The following is a 16,079-nucleotide window of genomic DNA, read 5'->3' as shown; positions in this document are numbered from 1 at the left end:
ACGGTCGACGTCCGTCCGCAGTGCCCGCCTGGCACCGCGCGTCGGGGAACTTCTCGCGACCATAACGTGATCTCCGGGGATTTCTCTGGCCGACCGGCGCCGTTGTGGCTATTGCCACGCCGGTGGTGGTGTGGTGACTGGACTCGGACGAGCACCCGGGCTCCGTCGGGTGGCTGCCGGAAGGGCTGCCGGGCGGCTCCGGGAAAGGGGAGAGGGCGATGGTTGCGCGGATCACTCTGGTGGAGGGTGACATCACGGAACAGCCGGTGGACGTCGTGGTGAACGCCGCCAACTCGTCCCTGCTGGGCGGTGGTGGGGTGGACGGCGCGATCCACCGCAAGGGCGGACCGCAGGTCCTGGAGGAGTGCCGCCGGCTGCGCGCCTCGCACTGGGGCAAGGGGCTGCCCACCGGTCGGGCGGTGGTGACGACGGCCGGACGGCTGCCCGCCCGGTGGGTGGTGCACACCGTCGGGCCGGTGTACCGGGCGGAGGAGTACGAGGAGCGGGCGGAGCTGCTGGCCTCCTGCTATCGCGAGTCGCTGCGCGCCGCGGCGGGGCTCGGCGCGCGCACGGTGGCCTTCCCGGCGGTGTCGGCCGGGATCTACGGCTGGCCGCCGGCGGACGCGGCCCGGATCGCGCTCGGCACCGTCGCGGAGGTGCTGGACGGCGGTGACGCGGAGGCGGGCGCGGAGCTGGCGGAGGTGCGGTTCGTGCTGTTCGGGTCGGAGATGTACGGGGTGTTCGAGCGGGCCCGGCGGGAGCTGTTCGGCCGGGAGGTCTGAGGGCGGAGGTCTGAGGGCGGGACCATCGTGGCGCGTCGGGGCGTCAACACGCCAGAGATATTCGATAACTCGTTCGAGTGAACGTATCGAATCGCTCACCGGCTCCCGGCGCGCACCGCCCGCACGGCGGCCACGACGGCCACATCGGCTACGGCGCGAGCGCCGACCAGGGAACCGTGACCTCGCCCTGCCGCCACCGCCCGCGCGCGTCCACCAGCGGCCAGCTGCCCGCCAGCGCCGTGCAGGCCGCCACCCAGCGCTGCCGCGCCCCGAACGCCCCGTACGGCGCGGCCGCCGCCCAGGCCCGGTCGAAGTCGGCCAGGAAGGCGTGCACGGGCCGCCCCGGCACGTTGTGGTGGATCAGCGCCTTCGGCAGCCGCTCGGCCAGGTCGGAGGGCTGGCCCAGGCCGCCGAGCCGGGCCGCGAAGGTCACCGTCCGGGGCCCCTCCGGGCCGAGCGCGACCCAGACGTGCCGCCGCCCGATCTCGTCGCAGGTGCCCTCGACCAGCAGCCCGTCCGGGGCGAGCCGCGCGCACAGCCGCTCCCACACCCCGGCGACCGCCGCCTCGTCGTACTGCCGCAGCACGTTCGCGGCCCGGATCAGCTGGGCCGGCCCGCCGCCGTCCAGCGGCACCTCGAAGCCCCCGCGCCGGAAGGTGAGCAGCGGCGGCTCGGCGTACGGCAGCGCGGCGGCGACCCGCTCCGGCTCGATCTCGATCCCGACCACCCGGACGTCCGGCCGCACCGTGCGCAGCCGTCCGGCCAGTTCGACGGCGGTCCACGGCGCGGCGCCGTAGCCGAGGTCCACCGCGACCGGCGGCCGCCCGGCGGCGCGCAGCTCGCGGCCGAGGGTGTGGGCGATCCAGCGGTCCATCCGGCGCAGCCGGTTGGTGTTGGTGGTGCCCCGGGTGACCGTCCCGACCGGGCGCCCGGTCCGTCCGCGGGCGGGCGCGGCGGGAGCGGGGTCGAAGGAGGCAGCCATGCCCAGAAGGGTAGTCGGGTCGCCGACGGCACCGTGCTGACCTGGGGCGATGGCGGCCGTTCCGGCCGGTGGGCCGGGGCGGGAATGCCGGGCGCGGTCCGTGTGGTTGGCACCCTGATGGTGATGTGTGCCCGGACGGGGCTGCGCACACCGGACAACGGGCGGCCCGGCGCGGACCGCCTCGACGGGCCGCACAGAGGAGGCTTCAGCCAGGTGATCCAGCACCCCGTCCGTTCGGTACGCCGGGCCCAGCCCGCCGCCCCCGCGCGCGGCCGGCTCCAGTCGCTCGTCCCCGGCCGCCGCCGCCCGCGCCGGATAGCCATGCTGAGCGTCCACACCTCGCCGCTGCACCAGCCCGGCACCGGGGACGCCGGCGGGATGAACGTCTACATCGTGGAGCTGGCCAAGCGCCTGGCCGACCTCAACATCGAGGTCGAGGTGTTCACCCGGTCGATCTGCTCGGACGACGCGCCGACGGTCGAGCTGGCCCCGGGCGTGCTGGTCCGCCACGTCACCGCCGGTCCGTACGAGGGCCTGGTCAAGGAGGACCTGCCGGCCCAGCTGTGCGCCTTCACCCACGGGGTGCTGCGGACGGAGGCGGGCCACCGCCCCGGCCACTACGACCTGGTGCACTCGCACTACTGGCTCTCCGGGCAGGTCGGCTGGCTGGCCGCGCAGCGCTGGGGGGTGCCGCTGGTGCACACCATGCACACCATGGCGAAGGTCAAGAACGCCGCGCTGGCCGAGGGCGACACGCCCGAGCCCGCGGCCCGGGTGATCGGCGAGACCCAGGTGGTGGAGGCGGCCGACCGGCTGATCGCCAACACCACCGAGGAGGCCGCCGAGCTGGCGCTGCACTACGCCGCCCGGCCGGACCAGCTGGCCGTCGTGCACCCCGGGGTCAACCTGGACGTCTTCCGCCCCGGCGGGCCGCGGACGCCCGCCGCCGCGCGGGCCCGGCTGGGCCTGCCGCAGGACGCCGCGGTGCTGCTGTTCGCGGGCCGGATCCAGCCGCTGAAGGCCCCGGACGTGCTGCTGCGGGCGGTCGCCGCGCTGCTGGGCCGCCGCCCGGAGCTGCGTGAGCGCCTGGTGGTGCCGGTGGTCGGCGGGCCGTCCGGCACCGGGCTGGCCCGGCCGGAGAGCCTGCACAAGCTCGCCGCCCAGCTGGGCATCGGCGACGTGGTGCGGTTCCACCCACCGGTCGGCCAGCCGGACCTCGCCGACTGGTACCGCGCGGCGTCGGCGCTGGTGATGCCCTCGTACAGCGAGTCCTTCGGGCTGGTCGCGCTGGAGGCGCAGGCCTGCGGCACCCCGGTGGTGGCGGCCTCGGTCGGCGGCCTGCCGGTCGCGGTGCGGGACGGCGAGACCGGCACCCTGGTGCAGGGCCACGACCCGCTGGACTGGTCGTACGCGCTGGAGCCGTACGTCACCGACCGGGGCCTCGCGGCCCGGCGCGGCGAGGCGGCGGCCCGGCACGCGTCCCGCTTCGGCTGGGACACGGCCGCGGCGACCACCGCCGAGGTGTACGCCGGGAGCATGGCCCGCCCGGCGGGCCGGCTGGCTGGGGTCCGTCGCCGACCGGCCTGAGCGGAGGCCCGGGCGGAAGCCCCGGGGCCGACCGGCCTGGGGCTGCGCCCGCCCGGTACCGACGAGTAACGTCACCCCCATGGCAATCCGCACCAAGGACGAGGCCCTGACCCTCCTGCGCGCCGCCCTGGACGACGCCGGGGTGGCCTGGGAGCCGGCCGCCACCGACCCGTACACGCTGGTGGCGGCCCTCCCCGGCACCCGCAAGCTGAGCACCACCTGCGCCCTGCGGGTCGGCGACCACACCCTGTCGGTGAACGCCTTCGTGATCCGCCGTCCGGACGAGAACCACGAGGCCGTCTACCGCTGGCTGCTGGAGCGCAACACCCGGCTGTACGGCGTCGGGTACGCGATCGACGCGCTCGGCGACGTCTACCTGGCCGGCCGGCTGCCGTTGGAGGCGCTCACCCCGCAGGTCGTGGACCGGCTGCTCGGCACGGTGCTGGAGAACGCGGACGAGCCGTTCAACACCCTGCTGGAGCTGGGCTTCGCCACCGCGATCCGGCGCGAGTGGGAGTGGCGGACCAAGCGCGGGGAGTCCACCCGCAACCTGGCCGCCTTCGCCCACCTGGCCGCCCCGCGGGACGCCTCGGCCGAGGCCCCGGGCACTCCGGACGCGCCGGCCGCCGGCTGACCCGCGGGCCGGTCAGGCGCCCGCCGGGGCCTTCCCGGCCGGCTCCACCGCGGGCTCCGCGGCCGCGGGCGCCGTGGCCGTGCGCGCCGGAGCCCCCACCGCGGGCGCCGGAACCTCCGTGGCCACGGGCCGACGGCGCCCGGCCGCGCCGGTCCGGCGGGCCAGCACCACGTACCCGAGCGCGGTGACCGTCCCGACCGCCCCGCAGGCCGTCCAGAGCACCGCCGGCCCCGCGTGCTGGAGCAGCAGCCCGCCGCCCGCCGGGCCGAGGAACGAGGCGAGCGACCAGGAGAGGCTGTGCACGCCCTGGTAGCGGCCGCGCCCGTGGGTCGGCGCCAGCTCGGCGACCAGGCCCATCATCACCGGCGTGTTGAGGATCTCGCCGACCGTCCAGACGGCCACCGAGAGCGCGAACAGCCAGGCCGAGGACCCGGCCAGCGCGGCCAGCCCGAAGCCCCAGCCGGTGAGCAGGCAGCTGGTGATCAGCAGCCCGGTCCGTGAGCGGCCCTCCATCCAGCGGGTCAGCGGGATCTGCAGGACCACGATCAGCAGCCCGTTCAGGCCGATGACCAGGCCGTACTCGGTGGAGGTGATGCCGGAGGCGCCCATGTCCACGGCCAGCGTGGTGCTGCCCTGCTGGAAGACCAGCGCGAGCAGCAGGGTGAGCCCGACCAGCGCCATGAACGGGGCGTCCCGGAACACCGAGAGCAGGCTGACCGGCGGCTCGGCGGAGCCGTCCGCCCGGCCGGGCGCGGCCTGCGGCCTGGTCTCCGGGATCCGGATGAAGATCACCACCGCGCAGACCAGGGTGGAGAACGCGTCCAGCAGGAAGAGCGTGAGGTAGCCGTGGGTGGCGATCAGGCCCGCCACGGCCGCCGAGAGGCCGAAGCCGATGTTGATCGCCCAGTAGTTCAGCGAGTACGCGCGGACCCGGTCCTCGGCCGGCACCAGGTCGGCGATGATCGCCGAGGTGGGCGGCCGGGTGGCGTTGTTGCACAGGCCCACCAGGAAGGCCACCACGGCGATCGCCACCTGGCCGTCCGCGAAGCCGAGCACGGCGGTGAACAGCGCGGTGCCGAGCTGGGCGGCGAGCAGCGTGGGCCGGCGCCCGATCCGGTCGGCCAGCACGCCCGCGAGGATCGCCGCGACGGCCGAACCGAGGCCGAACAGCGAGGCCACCAGGCCCGCGTAGGAGGCCGAGTACCCCCGGTCGACGGTCAGATACAGCGCCAGGAAGGTGACGACGAACGCGCCGAGCTTGTTCACCAGCGTGCTCACCCAGAGCCACCAGAACTGTCGCGGCAGCCCGCCCACGGTCTCCTGTACGAGTCTTCGGATCCGGGGGTTGGCGACCAGGGCGACGAGCATGTGGGGGCTCCCGTGGGCAGGCGTCCGCCGAACGGTGCGGCAGGCCCGGTCAGCCGACGCATGTAAGTGTCAGATGCGCTGAGCACACATTACACATCGGCCGAAGGTCCCCACCAGGGGTTTTCCGACCCCCCACTAAGCTGGGGGCCATGGCTGACACGACGTACCGACTCATCCTGCTCCGCCACGGCGAGAGCCAGTGGAACCAGAAGAACCTGTTCACCGGTTGGGTCGATGTCGACCTCAACGAGAAGGGCGAGAAGGAGGCCGCCCGCGGTGGCGAGCTCCTGGCCGCCGAGGGTCTGCTCCCCGACGTGCTGCACACCTCGCTGCTGCGCCGCGCCATCCGCACCTCCCAGATCGCCCTGGACAAGGCCGACCGGCACTGGATCCCGGTCAGCCGCAGCTGGCGGCTGAACGAGCGCCACTACGGCGCGCTCCAGGGCAAGGACAAGGCCCAGACCCTGGCCGAGTTCGGCGAGGAGCAGTTCCAGCTGTGGCGCCGCTCGTACGACACCCCGCCGCCGGTGCTGGCCGACGACGCCGAGTACTCGCAGGCCGGTGACGCGCGCTACGCCGACATCCCGAGCGAGCTGCGTCCGCGCACCGAGTGCCTGAAGGACGTCGTCGACCGGATGCTGCCGTACTGGTACGACGCCATCGTCCCGGACCTCGCCGCCGGCCGGACCGTCCTGGTCACCGCCCACGGCAACAGCCTGCGCGCGCTGGTCAAGCACCTCGACGGCATCTCCGACGAGGCCATCGCCGGCCTGAACATCCCGACCGGCATCCCGCTGGTCTACGAGCTGGACGCCGACTTCAAGCCCGTCACCCCGGGCGGCCGCTACCTCGACCCGGACGCCGCCGCGGCCGCCATCGAGGCGGTCAAGAACCAGGGCAAGAAGTAGGCCGCTTGCCGCTACGGCCCCGTCACCCGGTCCGACCGGGCGGCGGGGCCTTCGTTCGTTTTCGGTCGGTTCGGGGTCAACCCGCTTGCCTGGTGGGGGAGTTGGGTAGGTGGGAAAATGGTTCAGACCATTGACGGCCGCAGTCGGCGGCTCCTACCGTGAGGGCACCGGACTGGCGCAGGCATGCCAGGATCTCCCCGTCCGGGCCGCCGCACCCCCACGCGCGCGCGTCTGTGCCCCCGGCGCACACTCCATCCACCCCCACGGAGGAGCACCATGCGCACACGCCACATCGTCGGGGCGGCCGTCGCCGCGCTGGCGATCCCGCTGACCCTCGCCTTCCCGGCCGCGTCCCACGGCTGGATCACGACCCCGCCCAGCCGGGCCGCGCTCTGCGACACCCACGTGGACGGCGTCCCGTGGGACTGCGGTGACATCCAGTGGGAGCCGCAGAGCGTCGAGGGCCCCAAGGGCTTCCCGGCCCTCGGCCCCTCGGACGGCACCATCTGCGCCGGCGGCAACGCGCGCTTCGCCGAGCTGGACGACCCGCACGCGGGTGCCTGGCCGACCACGCCGGTGACGGCGGGCGGGCAGCTCACCTTCACCTGGAAGTTCACCGCCCGGCACGCGACCACCGACTTCCGGTACTACATGACCAAGCCGGGCTACGACGCGAGCCAGCCGGTCACCCGGGCCAACCTGGACCTGACGCCCTTCCTGACCGTCCCGTACGGCGGGCAGCAGGTGCCGAGCACGCTCAGCCACACCGCGACCATCCCGGGCGGGCGCACCGGCCACCAAGTGGTCGTCGCGGTCTGGACGATCTCCGACACCGGGAACGCCTTCTACTCCTGCACCGACGTCGCGTTCTGACGTCCGGTCCCGACGCCCGGCCCGACGCGGACACGGGCACGGACGCGAACGAGGTGCACGGCCGCCGGAAGACCGTGCACCTCGGGGACTCCTCGGACGGCGGCGCGCTCAGTGGCCGCCGCAGCAGCCGCCGTCGGCACCGCCGCACTGGCAGGGCGCGCCGGACTGGCAGCCGCAGCCGCAGCCCGGGCCGCAGCCGCAGCCGGCGGCGAGGACGGGGAGCAGCTTCGGGGCGGGTGGCTCGACGGTGGAGTGGGCGGATGCCGGTCGGGTCGGGTGGGCCTTCATCGAGCTTCCCTCCTTGTGACGGGCACAGTCCTGTGCCCCCAACGTCGAGTGAAGCCGCCGAATGGACGGAGCGTCAACGGGCGCGCGGTGGTGGGGCGCACGGAGTGCCGTGCGCCCGCACCACCCTCGTCGCAGGTTTACTCACCCCGGGGGGTGAGCCGGGAGCGGCCACGAAGCACCGCCCGGACCGGAGGTCAGTCGACCGGCGCGGCCTCGGCGGCCTCGGTGGCGGCCACGAACTCGGCCACGTGCTCGCCCGTCACCAGGTACACCACGCGCTTGGCGACCGACACCGCGTGGTCCGCGAAGCGCTCGTAGTAGCGGCCGACCAGGGTGATGTCGACGGCGGTCTCGATCCCGTGGTGCCAGCGCTCGTCGATCAGGTGCGACAGCAGCTCGCGGTGCAGGGTGTCGATCGCGTCGTCGTCCTGCTCCATCTCCAGCGCCTTGTCGACGTCCTTGGTGGCGATGACCAGACCGGCCTTGGCCACCAGGCGCTGGGCGAGCTGGCCCATCTCCAGGACGGTGGAGTGCAGGTCGCTCGGCACGGCGGTGTCGGGGTAGCGCATCCGCGCGACCTTGGCGACGTGCCGGGCGAGGTCGCCGCAGCGCTCCAGGTCGGCGCTCATCCGCAGCGAGGTGACGACGATGCGCAGGTCGGTGGCGACCGGCTGCTGGCGGGCGAGGAGGTCGATGGCCCGGTTCTCCAGGTCGTGGTGGAGCTCGTTGACCTTCTCGTCGGCGGCGATCACGCCCTCCGCCAGGGCGAGGTCCGCGTCGAGGAGGGCGGTGGTGGCGCGGCCCATGGCAGAGCCGACCAGCCGGGCCATCTCGACCAGGCTGTCGCCGATCGCATCGAGTTCCTCGTGGTACGCGTCGCGCATGTTCTCTCCTCAGTAGCTGTGTCGGTGGCGGTGCCGACCGGTCAGCCCGTCCGACCGTCGTTCCGGTGTCCGGGTGACCGCTGCTGGTGGCGCGCATCGTACGCGCACACCCGAGCCGGTGGCCGCTGTTCGGCACACCGATCTCTCCCACACGGGCTGCCTGGCCAACTTTCGGCCGCCTGGGCGACGGTGCACGGCCGCTCCGGTGAATCGGCGGCTACCTGAAGGTGAATTCTCGGCAACGCGTGGTCGATGCCTTGATCGGGTGCTTGGGGACTGGCCTGGCCGTGCGCTTACGCTGGCCACATGGACGTGAACGTGGCCGCCGCCGCTGCCTGTGCCATAGCCGGGCTCGGTGTCGGCCTCACCGCCTCCATCGCCTTCCGCTGGAGCGAGCGCGAGCAGGCCAAGGGCAGGTACAGCGCAACCGGCGGCAGGAACCCCGGCCGGTACCAGTCACTGGGTACCGGCAACCCCGAGCCGCCGCTGCCGCCCGGGGTCGACACCGTGCTCTCCGTGCTCCGCTCCTGCGCGATCGTGCTGGGCGAGGGCGACGAGGTGGTCAAGGCCAGTTCGGCGGCGTACGCGATGGGCCTGGTGCGCGGCGGTGCCGTCGCGGTGGACCAGATGCTCGCGCTGGCCCGCTCCACCCGCCGGGACGGCGAGATCCGCCAGGTCGAGCTGGAGGTGCCCCGGCCGGGCGCGGCCCGCGCGGCCGAGCCGCTCGCGGTCTCCGTCCGGGTCGCCCCGCTCGGCTCCCGGCTGGTGCTGGTGCTGGTCGAGGACCAGACCGAGCGCCGCCGGGTGGAGGCCGTCCGCCGGGACTTCGTGGCCAACGTCAGCCACGAGCTCAAGACCCCGGTCGGCGCCCTGTCGCTGCTCTCCGAGGCGGTCGTGGACGCGTCCGACGACCCGGAGGCGGTGCAGCGCTTCGCCGGCCGGATGCAGGTCGAGGCGGCCCGGCTGGCCAGCCTGGTCCAGGAGATCATCGACCTCTCCCGGGTCCAGGACGACCGGCTGATGATCGACCCGGAGCCGGTCGCGGTGGACGAGCTGATCGCCGAGGCGATCGACCGCTGCCGCCAGCAGGCCGCCGCCAAGCAGATCCTGATCGCGGCGGGCGGCATCGCCGGCCTCTACCTGCACGGCAACCGCGGCCAGCTCGCCGCCGCGCTCGGCAACCTGGTCGAGAACGCCGTCAACTACAGCCCGCCCCGCACCCGGGTGGCCATCGCCACCCGGCGGATCTCCAGCGCCGCGGCGCTCGGGGAGGCGGACGGCGAGCTCATCGAGATCTCGGTCACCGACCAGGGCATCGGCATCTCCGAGAAGGACCGCGAGCGGGTCTTCGAGCGGTTCTACCGCGTCGACCCCGCCCGCTCCCGGGCGACCGGCGGCACCGGCCTGGGCCTGTCCATCGTCAAGCACGTCGCGGCCTCGCACGGCGGCACCGTCTCGGTGTGGAGCGTCGAGGGCCAGGGGTCGACCTTCACCGTCCGCCTGCCCGCCGGGCAGGCGCCCACGGAGGACGAGCCCGACGACGCGTTCGACGACGAGTTCGGCGACGAGCCGGACCACACGCCGGACGGCGGCCCCGCCGGCCCCGCCGCCGCACCCCGAACCCTCACCACGGACCGGACGGACCGCGCTCCCCGCGCGCCCCGCACGGACCGTTCGCTCCCCACCGGGGAGCGGGCACCACACCTGTCAGACACAACCCCGCAGCTTGCCCCGGAGGCCTGATCGTGACCCGAGTACTGGTGGTCGAGGACGAGGAGTCGTTCAGCGACGCCCTCTCGTACATGCTCCGCAAGGAGGGCTTCGAGGTGGCCGTGGCCGCCACCGGCCCCGACGCCCTGGAGCAGTTCGAACGGAACGGCGCCGACCTCGTCCTGCTCGACCTGATGCTGCCGGGCCTGCCCGGCACCGAGGTCTGCCGCCAGCTCCGGGTGCGTTCCAACGTCCCGGTGATCATGGTGACCGCGAAGGACAGCGAGATCGACAAGGTCGTCGGTCTGGAGATAGGCGCTGACGACTACGTCACCAAGCCGTACTCCACCCGCGAGCTGGTCGCGCGGATCCGCGCGGTGCTGCGCCGCCGCGGCGAGGACGGCGGCGCGGGCGACAACGGCGGCGGCCCGGGCGCCCTGGAGGCGGGCCCGGTCCGGATGGACGTGGACCGCCACGTGGTGACCGTGGACGGCGCCAAGGTCGACCTGCCGCTCAAGGAGTTCGACCTGCTGGAGATGCTGCTGCGCAACGCGGGCCGGGTGCTCACCCGGATGCAGCTGATCGACCGGGTCTGGGGCGCGGACTACGTCGGCGACACCAAGACCCTGGACGTCCACGTGAAGCGCCTGCGGGCCAAGATCGAGCCGGACCCGGGCGCGCCGCGCTACCTGGTCACCGTTCGCGGCCTGGGCTACAAGTTCGAGCCGTAAACCGTCCCCACCACGCGGAAGGCCCCCGCCGGCAGCAGCCGGAGGGGGCCTTCGCGTCGCTCCGGCGGGCCCTGGAGGGCCCGCCGGGGGCGGGGTGCGGCGTCAGTGCGCGGCCGGGACGGCCGGGGCGGTGGTGCCGGCCGGGACGGCGGCACCGGTGGCCGGCGCGCCCGGGGTGGTGGCGCCGGGGGCCGGAGCGGTGGCACCGGGGGTGGCGGCACCGGGGGTGGTGGTCTTGGCCGGGGTCGCGGTCGGCGACGGGGTCGGACCGAAGCCCTTGTACAGGCCGCGGCCGTCTGCGCCCGAGTCCGGGCTCACGGCGGCCTGGGCCTCGACCTTCTGGCCGTCCTTGAAGGTGAACACGGTCGGGGCGAAGCCGCCGACGTGGACGGTCGCGGAGGCGGCGGTGGCGGACGGGTTGCCCTGGCCGCCGATCACCACCGCGCCGCGGGCCGGGACGACGATCCCGGACAGCGGAGCGCCGGCGGCGTCCGCGAAGGTGGTGGCGGCACCGCCGACGGTGACGGACTGGAGCTCGGCCGGGGCGTCCGCGGTGTTCGCGATGTTCACGACCACGTTGGCGGGACCGGTGTGGTCGCCCGAGGCGCCCTCCCCGGTGACGACCACGATGTTGTTCAGCCGGAGGTTCGTTCCGAGGGTCGCCGCCGCGTTGTCCGGCTTGATCTGCAGGGTGTCCGGCGTGTTGCCGGCGGCGCAGGAGGACAGCGAGGCGATGGCGATGGCGGCGAGGGCGGCGATGCTGCCGCGTCGAAGGCTGCGGCTCACGGCGGCGGCTTCTCCCTAGGTCACGTGTCGGATGGTCAGGTCTCAGATTATCGACCTCGCTTATGCGCTCCTCACGGGGTGGTCCCCGTGTCGCACTCCCGGGGGCCGCCGGGGGCCGTCCGGCCGTACGCCGGGGGTGCGTCCGGCGGTACGTCGACATGTCCGGGTCACACGGAGGACAAGGTTCGACCAAGATCGAATAACGATTCGGCCGCGACTCGAAAAGGGGTGAAAGCTCAAGATCCAATCATGGTTGCGGGGGTGTTGCGCAAGGGTTTCGTCGAACCCCGGAACCGCCTCCGACCTGCGGGAAGCCCCTCTCGAACACCGGTCGCAGCACGTCATGGGGGTCCTTGTCAAGCCCCGAGACCGGCCCTGACCTGCGAAAACGCCCTTCGGGTGGGCCGAGAAGCGTGTTATTCTGGAAAGCCACGGAAGGGGTCCTGTCACATGACGTTCAAGGTTGGCGACACGGTGGTCTACCCCCATCACGGGGCCGCGCTGATCGAGGCCATCGAAACTCGCCAGATCAAAGGTGTGGACAAGACCTACCTGGTGCTCAAGGTGCAGCAGGGAGACCTGACGCTCCGCGTGCCCGCCGAGAACGCGGAGTTCGTCGGTGTGCGCGATGTAGTCGGCCAGGAGGGTCTGGACCGGGTCTTCGAGGTGCTGCGGGCACCGTACACGGAAGAGCCGACCAACTGGTCCCGTCGCTACAAGGCGAACCTGGAGAAGCTCGCCTCGGGTGATGTCATCAAGGTCGCCGAGGTCGTCCGCGACCTGTGGCGCCGCGAGCGCGAGCGCGGCCTCTCGGCCGGCGAGAAGCGGATGCTCGCGAAGGCGCGCCAGATCCTCGTCAGCGAGCTCGCGCTGGCGGAGAACACCAACGAGGACAAGGCGGAGACGCTGCTCGACGAGGTCCTCGCCTCGTAGCGCGCCACCGCAGTGCGGTCGGGCTGCCGCCCAACGCTCACAGCGCCCGGTGCCGGCGCGCCACTCCTCGGACGAACCGTCCGGGAGTGGTGCAGTGGCACTCCGGGCGCTGAGGCATGTCCGGACCACGCCACCCGCCCGAGCCGGCCCAGGCCTGCAAGACCGTTTCCGCACCCGTTCTTGCGCGGAACCGTTGCGCGGAACTTGCGGAGCTGTGCGGCGGACGGTGGACCGTGGTTCTTCGGAAGGGGCCCGGTGCGCCCGCCGGGCACGCCATGGCCATACCCACTTCGCCGAAGGAGTGAAACCTGAACGCGTCAGGAGCAGTCGCAGCAGCAGTGGTGCCCGCCGCCGGACGGGGTGAGCGGCTGGGGCCCGGGGCCCCGAAGGCCCTGCGGGAACTGGGGGGCGTGCCGCTCCTGGTGCACGCCGTCCGGGCCCTGGCCCGCAGCCGGGCGGTCGGCCTGGTCGTGGTCGCCGCGCCCGCCGACGGGGTGGCCGAGGTGGTCGCCCTGCTGGACAGCCACGGGCTGGACGACAAGGACATCCGGGTGGTGGCCGGCGGGGCGACCCGCCAGGAGTCGGTCCGGCTGGGCCTGGCCGCGATCCCGGACGAGGTCGGGATCGTGCTGGTGCACGACGCGGCCCGCCCGCTGGTCCCGGTCGAGGTGGTGGACGCCGTCGCGGCCGCCGTCCGGGCCGGGGCGCGGGCGGTGGTGCCCGCGGTGCCGCTGGCCGACACGGTGAAGCGGGTCGAGCCGAACCCGGGCGGCCCCGAGCCGGTGCTCGACACGCCCGAGCGCGCCACCCTGCGCGCGGTGCAGACCCCGCAGGGCTTCGACCGCGCCACCCTGGTCGAGGTGCACGCCAAGGCGCTGGCCGAGGAGAGTGCGGGCACCGCCGACGCGCCCCCGGTCACCGACGACGCCGGCCTGGTGGAGCGCTACGGCGGCCGGGTCGTCGTGGTGCCCGGCCACGAGGAGGCGTTCAAGGTCACCCGTCCACTGGACCTCGTGCTCGCCGAGGCCGTACTCGCCCGCAGGAGGGCCGCCGATGCCTACTGACCCGCAGACCCCCGTGATCCCCCGCGTGGGGATCGGCACCGACGTGCACGCCTTCGAGGCCGGCCGCCCGCTCCGGGTGGCCGGGCTGGACTGGCCGGACGCCGAGGTCGGCCTCTCCGGGCACTCGGACGCCGACGTCGCCGCGCACGCCGCCTGCGACGCGCTGTTCTCGGCCGCCGGGATCGGCGACCTGGGCGCCCACTTCGGCACCGACCGCCCGGAGTGGGCCGGCGCGTCCGGGGCGAAGCTGCTCGGCGAGGCGGCCCGGCTGGTCCGCGAGGCGGGCTTCGAGATCGGCAACGTGGCGGTCCAGGTGATCGGCGTGCGGCCGAAGATCGGCAAGCGGCGGGCCGAGGCGCAGGCCGCGCTCTCCGAGGCGGTCGGCGCCCCGGTGTCCGTCTCCGGCACCACCACCGACGGGCTGGGGCTGACCGGCCGGGCCGAGGGCCTGGCCGCGATCGCCACCGCCCTGGTGTACGAACGGCGTTGAGCCGGTCGCGGTGAGCGGTCGGGAACAACCCGGACCTGACGGGTGTTCACCGGGTGTTCCCGGGGCCCGAGTCGCTAGTGTTCGGCTCGGGCCCGGACGGGGCTTCCGCTCGGGCCGAACGCCGACGTGAAGGGGTTTCCGATGGGTGTCGAACTTGCGGACAAGGTCAAGGAACTGCTCGACAGCACGAGCTTCGCCGTGGTCTCCACCATCCAGCCCGACGGGGGCCCGCAGGCCTCCGTGGTCTGGGTCAAGCGGGACGGCGACGACATCCTGTTCTCCACCGTCGAGGGCCGCCGGAAGCACCTCAACCTGGTCAGGGACCCGAGGGTGTCCCTCGTCATCAACGACAAGGACAACCCGTACGAGTACTTCGAGGCGCGCGGCGAGGCGACGCTGACCACCGAGGGCGGCCGGGAGCTGATCGACGAGCTGTCCCGCAAGTACCTGGGCAAGGACTACACCTTCGACGGCCCGGAGGCGGTCCGGGTGGTCGTCCGGATCTCCCCGGACAAGGTGCTCGGCAACATCTGAGTCCCGTCCGCGTCCCGCCGTTTCCCCGGGATCACGCCCCCGTTGTCCCGGGGAATGTGGCGGGGCACCCCCCGGTGCCCACTACGCTTGACGCTGTGAGCATTCGTCTGTACGACACCAGCACCCGCCAGGTACGCGACTTCGTCCCGCTTGTACCGGGTTGTGTCTCGATCTACCTGTGCGGCGCTACCGTTCAGTCGGCGCCACACATCGGGCACATCCGGTCGTACCTCAACTTCGACCTCATGCAGCGGTGGTTCGCCTACCGCGGCTACCAGGTGACCTTCGCCCGGAACGTCACCGACATCGACGACAAGATCATCGCCAAGGAGCGCGAGCTCGGCACGCCGTGGTGGCAGATCGCCTACGAGAACGAGCGCGCCTTCAACGACGGCTACGACGCGCTCGGCTGCCTGCGGCCGACGGTCGAGCCGCGGGCCACCGGGCACATCCCCGAGATGATCGCGATGATGCAGGGGCTCATCGAGAAGGGCCACGCCTACGCGGCCGACGGCAACGTCTACTTCGACGTGCGGTCGTACCCCGACTACCTGGCGCTCTCCAACCAGAAGCTGGACGACCTGCGCCAGCCCGAGGGCGAGGGCGAGACCGGCAAGCGGGACCAGCGCGACTTCGCGATGTGGAAGGCCGCCAAGCCGGGCGAGCCGAGCTGGGAGACCCCGTGGGGCCGCGGCCGTCCGGGCTGGCACCTGGAGTGCTCGGCGATGGCCCACAAGTACCTGGGCGCGGCCTTCGACATCCACGGCGGCGGGCTGGACCTGATCTTCCCGCACCACGAGAACGAGATCGCCCAGTCCAAGGCCTACGGCGACGACTTCGCCGGCTTCTGGGTGCACAACGCCTGGGTCACCATGGCCGGCGAGAAGATGAGCAAGTCGCTGGGCAACTCGGTGCTGGTCTCCGAGATGGTCCGGGCGTGGCGGCCGATCGTGCTCCGCTACTACCTGGCGGCTCCGCACTACCGCTCGATGATCGAGTACAGCGAGGAGTCGCTGCGCGAGGCCGAGGCCGGCTTCGGCCGGATCGAGGGCTTCATCCAGCGCGCCGTCGAGCGCTGCGGCACGGTCGACGCGGCGCCCGAGGTGCCACCGGCCTTCGCCGAGGCGATGGACGACGACTTCGGCGTGCCGCAGGCGCTGGCCGTCGTGCACACCGCCGTCCGCCAGGGCAACAGCGCCCTGAACGCGGACGACAAGGAGAGCGTGGTGGCGCGACTGGCCGAGGTCCGTGCGATGCTCGGTGTACTGGGCCTCGACCCGCTCGACCCGCACTGGGCCGGGACGGAGCGCGGCGAGGACCTCCACGGAGTGGTCGACTCGTTGGTCCGTCTGGTCCTGGACCAGCGGCAGGCCGCGCGCGAGCGCAAGGACTTCGCCACCGCGGACGCCATCCGCGACCAGCTCGGCCTCGCCGGGCTGGCCATCGAGGACACCCCGTCCGGCCCGCGCTGGACGATCAACAGCCAGTAACCCCATCCGACGATCGGGGTGATGGGTGGGCCGTA

General features: G+C 73.4%; 17 protein-coding genes. 12 read left to right on the top strand and 5 right to left on the bottom strand.

Annotated features, from left to right (window positions below):
- The first annotated feature begins 218 nt into the window (after positions 1-218).
- Positions 219-782, top strand: coding sequence for an O-acetyl-ADP-ribose deacetylase (locus ACFCY1_RS29665; protein ID WP_375876601.1), 564 nt, complete (start codon positions 219-221; stop codon positions 780-782).
- Between the two features lie 148 nt (positions 783-930).
- On the opposite strand, the gene ACFCY1_RS29660 is transcribed toward ACFCY1_RS29665, so the two are convergent.
- Positions 931-1,764 (bottom strand): class I SAM-dependent methyltransferase, encoded by an 834-nt coding sequence (locus tag ACFCY1_RS29660; protein WP_375876600.1) that lies wholly within the window; start codon positions 1,762-1,764, stop codon positions 931-933.
- Between the two features lie 216 nt (positions 1,765-1,980).
- On the opposite strand from ACFCY1_RS29660, the gene mshA reads away from it, so the two are divergent.
- Both mshA and ACFCY1_RS29650 read left to right on the top strand, forming a co-directional pair.
- On the top strand, positions 1,981-3,351 hold the full coding sequence (gene mshA / locus ACFCY1_RS29655; protein WP_369808316.1) for a D-inositol-3-phosphate glycosyltransferase: 1,371 nt from the start codon (positions 1,981-1,983) through the stop codon (positions 3,349-3,351).
- A 79-nt stretch (positions 3,352-3,430) separates the two neighbouring features.
- Positions 3,431-3,985, top strand: a complete 555-nt coding sequence (locus tag ACFCY1_RS29650) for a YbjN domain-containing protein (protein ID WP_375876599.1) — start codon at positions 3,431-3,433, stop codon at positions 3,983-3,985.
- 12 nt (positions 3,986-3,997) lie between these two features.
- Here the strand turns inward: ACFCY1_RS29650 and ACFCY1_RS29645 are convergent, their stop codons facing one another.
- On the bottom strand, positions 3,998-5,353 hold the full coding sequence (locus ACFCY1_RS29645) for an MDR family MFS transporter (RefSeq protein ID WP_375876598.1): 1,356 nt from the start codon (positions 5,351-5,353) through the stop codon (positions 3,998-4,000).
- A gap of 149 nt (positions 5,354-5,502) precedes the next feature.
- Between ACFCY1_RS29645 and ACFCY1_RS29640 the strand changes: the two genes are divergently transcribed.
- Both ACFCY1_RS29640 and ACFCY1_RS29635 read left to right on the top strand, forming a co-directional pair.
- On the top strand, positions 5,503-6,261 hold the full coding sequence (locus tag ACFCY1_RS29640; RefSeq protein ID WP_049657900.1) for a phosphoglyceromutase: 759 nt from the start codon (positions 5,503-5,505) through the stop codon (positions 6,259-6,261).
- A gap of 276 nt (positions 6,262-6,537) precedes the next feature.
- Positions 6,538-7,134, top strand: coding sequence for a lytic polysaccharide monooxygenase (locus tag ACFCY1_RS29635; RefSeq protein ID WP_074001728.1), 597 nt, complete (start codon positions 6,538-6,540; stop codon positions 7,132-7,134).
- Positions 7,135-7,242: 108 nt separating this feature from the next.
- Here the strand turns inward: ACFCY1_RS29635 and ACFCY1_RS29630 are convergent, their stop codons facing one another.
- Entirely contained in the window at positions 7,243-7,422 is a 180-nt protein-coding gene (locus ACFCY1_RS29630; RefSeq protein ID WP_049657904.1) for a hypothetical protein, read from the bottom strand.
- Positions 7,423-7,616: 194 nt separating this feature from the next.
- Entirely contained in the window at positions 7,617-8,306 is a 690-nt protein-coding gene (gene phoU, locus ACFCY1_RS29625) for a phosphate signaling complex protein PhoU (protein ID WP_049657907.1), read from the bottom strand.
- A 306-nt stretch (positions 8,307-8,612) separates the two neighbouring features.
- Between phoU and ACFCY1_RS29620 the strand changes: the two genes are divergently transcribed.
- Together ACFCY1_RS29620 and ACFCY1_RS29615 are read left to right on the top strand one after the other, a co-directional pair.
- Positions 8,613-10,049: a sensor histidine kinase gene (locus ACFCY1_RS29620; protein WP_375876597.1), complete on the top strand. Its 1,437-nt coding sequence runs from the start codon at positions 8,613-8,615 to the stop codon at positions 10,047-10,049.
- Positions 10,050-10,051: 2 nt separating this feature from the next.
- Positions 10,052-10,747, top strand: coding sequence for a response regulator transcription factor (locus ACFCY1_RS29615; RefSeq protein ID WP_031069385.1), 696 nt, complete (start codon positions 10,052-10,054; stop codon positions 10,745-10,747).
- Between the two features lie 102 nt (positions 10,748-10,849).
- Here ACFCY1_RS29615 and ACFCY1_RS29610 read toward each other — a convergent pair whose 3' ends face one another.
- Positions 10,850-11,533 (bottom strand): hypothetical protein, encoded by a 684-nt coding sequence (locus ACFCY1_RS29610; protein WP_074001726.1) that lies wholly within the window; start codon positions 11,531-11,533, stop codon positions 10,850-10,852.
- Between the two features lie 450 nt (positions 11,534-11,983).
- Between ACFCY1_RS29610 and ACFCY1_RS29605 the strand changes: the two genes are divergently transcribed.
- The 5 genes from ACFCY1_RS29605 (at position 11,984) to cysS (ending at position 16,044) form a co-directional block, all read left to right on the top strand.
- Positions 11,984-12,466, top strand: coding sequence for a CarD family transcriptional regulator (locus ACFCY1_RS29605; RefSeq protein ID WP_014136563.1), 483 nt, complete (start codon positions 11,984-11,986; stop codon positions 12,464-12,466).
- Positions 12,467-12,774: 308 nt separating this feature from the next.
- On the top strand, positions 12,775-13,530 hold the full coding sequence (ispD, locus tag ACFCY1_RS29600) for a 2-C-methyl-D-erythritol 4-phosphate cytidylyltransferase (RefSeq protein ID WP_074001725.1): 756 nt from the start codon (positions 12,775-12,777) through the stop codon (positions 13,528-13,530).
- A complete protein-coding gene (gene ispF / locus ACFCY1_RS29595) occupies positions 13,520-14,020 on the top strand; it encodes a 2-C-methyl-D-erythritol 2,4-cyclodiphosphate synthase (protein WP_049657183.1) in 501 nt (166 codons plus the stop codon). The genes ispD and ispF overlap by 11 nt, the downstream gene beginning before the upstream one ends.
- A 141-nt stretch (positions 14,021-14,161) precedes the next feature.
- A complete protein-coding gene (locus ACFCY1_RS29590) occupies positions 14,162-14,554 on the top strand; it encodes a PPOX class F420-dependent oxidoreductase (RefSeq protein WP_049657181.1) in 393 nt (130 codons plus the stop codon).
- Between the two features lie 95 nt (positions 14,555-14,649).
- Positions 14,650-16,044, top strand: coding sequence for a cysteine--tRNA ligase (cysS, locus tag ACFCY1_RS29585; RefSeq protein WP_049657179.1), 1,395 nt, complete (start codon positions 14,650-14,652; stop codon positions 16,042-16,044).
- The last annotated feature ends 35 nt before the right edge of the window (positions 16,045-16,079 follow it).

The organism is Kitasatospora sp. NPDC056273 (assembly GCF_042268845.1).
Classification (GTDB): Bacteria; Actinomycetota; Actinomycetes; order Streptomycetales; family Streptomycetaceae; genus Kitasatospora.
The sequence above is the reverse complement of the archived record's forward strand: the minus strand, read 5'-3'. Positions and strand labels throughout refer to the sequence as shown.

Coding starts and splice junctions, on each gene's coding strand:
- ACFCY1_RS29665 (WP_375876601.1), top strand. CDS start 219: ATGGTTGCGCGGATCACTCTGGTGGAGGGTGACATCACGGAACAGCCG.
- ACFCY1_RS29660 (WP_375876600.1), bottom strand. CDS start 1,764: ATGGCTGCCTCCTTCGACCCCGCTCCCGCCGCGCCCGCCCGCGGACGG.
- ACFCY1_RS29650 (WP_375876599.1), top strand. CDS start 3,431: ATGGCAATCCGCACCAAGGACGAGGCCCTGACCCTCCTGCGCGCCGCC.
- ACFCY1_RS29645 (WP_375876598.1), bottom strand. CDS start 5,353: ATGCTCGTCGCCCTGGTCGCCAACCCCCGGATCCGAAGACTCGTACAG.
- ACFCY1_RS29640 (WP_049657900.1), top strand. CDS start 5,503: ATGGCTGACACGACGTACCGACTCATCCTGCTCCGCCACGGCGAGAGC.
- ACFCY1_RS29635 (WP_074001728.1), top strand. CDS start 6,538: ATGCGCACACGCCACATCGTCGGGGCGGCCGTCGCCGCGCTGGCGATC.
- ACFCY1_RS29630 (WP_049657904.1), bottom strand. CDS start 7,422: ATGAAGGCCCACCCGACCCGACCGGCATCCGCCCACTCCACCGTCGAG.
- phoU (WP_049657907.1), bottom strand. CDS start 8,306: ATGCGCGACGCGTACCACGAGGAACTCGATGCGATCGGCGACAGCCTG.
- ACFCY1_RS29620 (WP_375876597.1), top strand. CDS start 8,613: ATGGACGTGAACGTGGCCGCCGCCGCTGCCTGTGCCATAGCCGGGCTC.
- ACFCY1_RS29605 (WP_014136563.1), top strand. CDS start 11,984: ATGACGTTCAAGGTTGGCGACACGGTGGTCTACCCCCATCACGGGGCC.
- ispF (WP_049657183.1), top strand. CDS start 13,520: ATGCCTACTGACCCGCAGACCCCCGTGATCCCCCGCGTGGGGATCGGC.
- ACFCY1_RS29590 (WP_049657181.1), top strand. CDS start 14,162: ATGGGTGTCGAACTTGCGGACAAGGTCAAGGAACTGCTCGACAGCACG.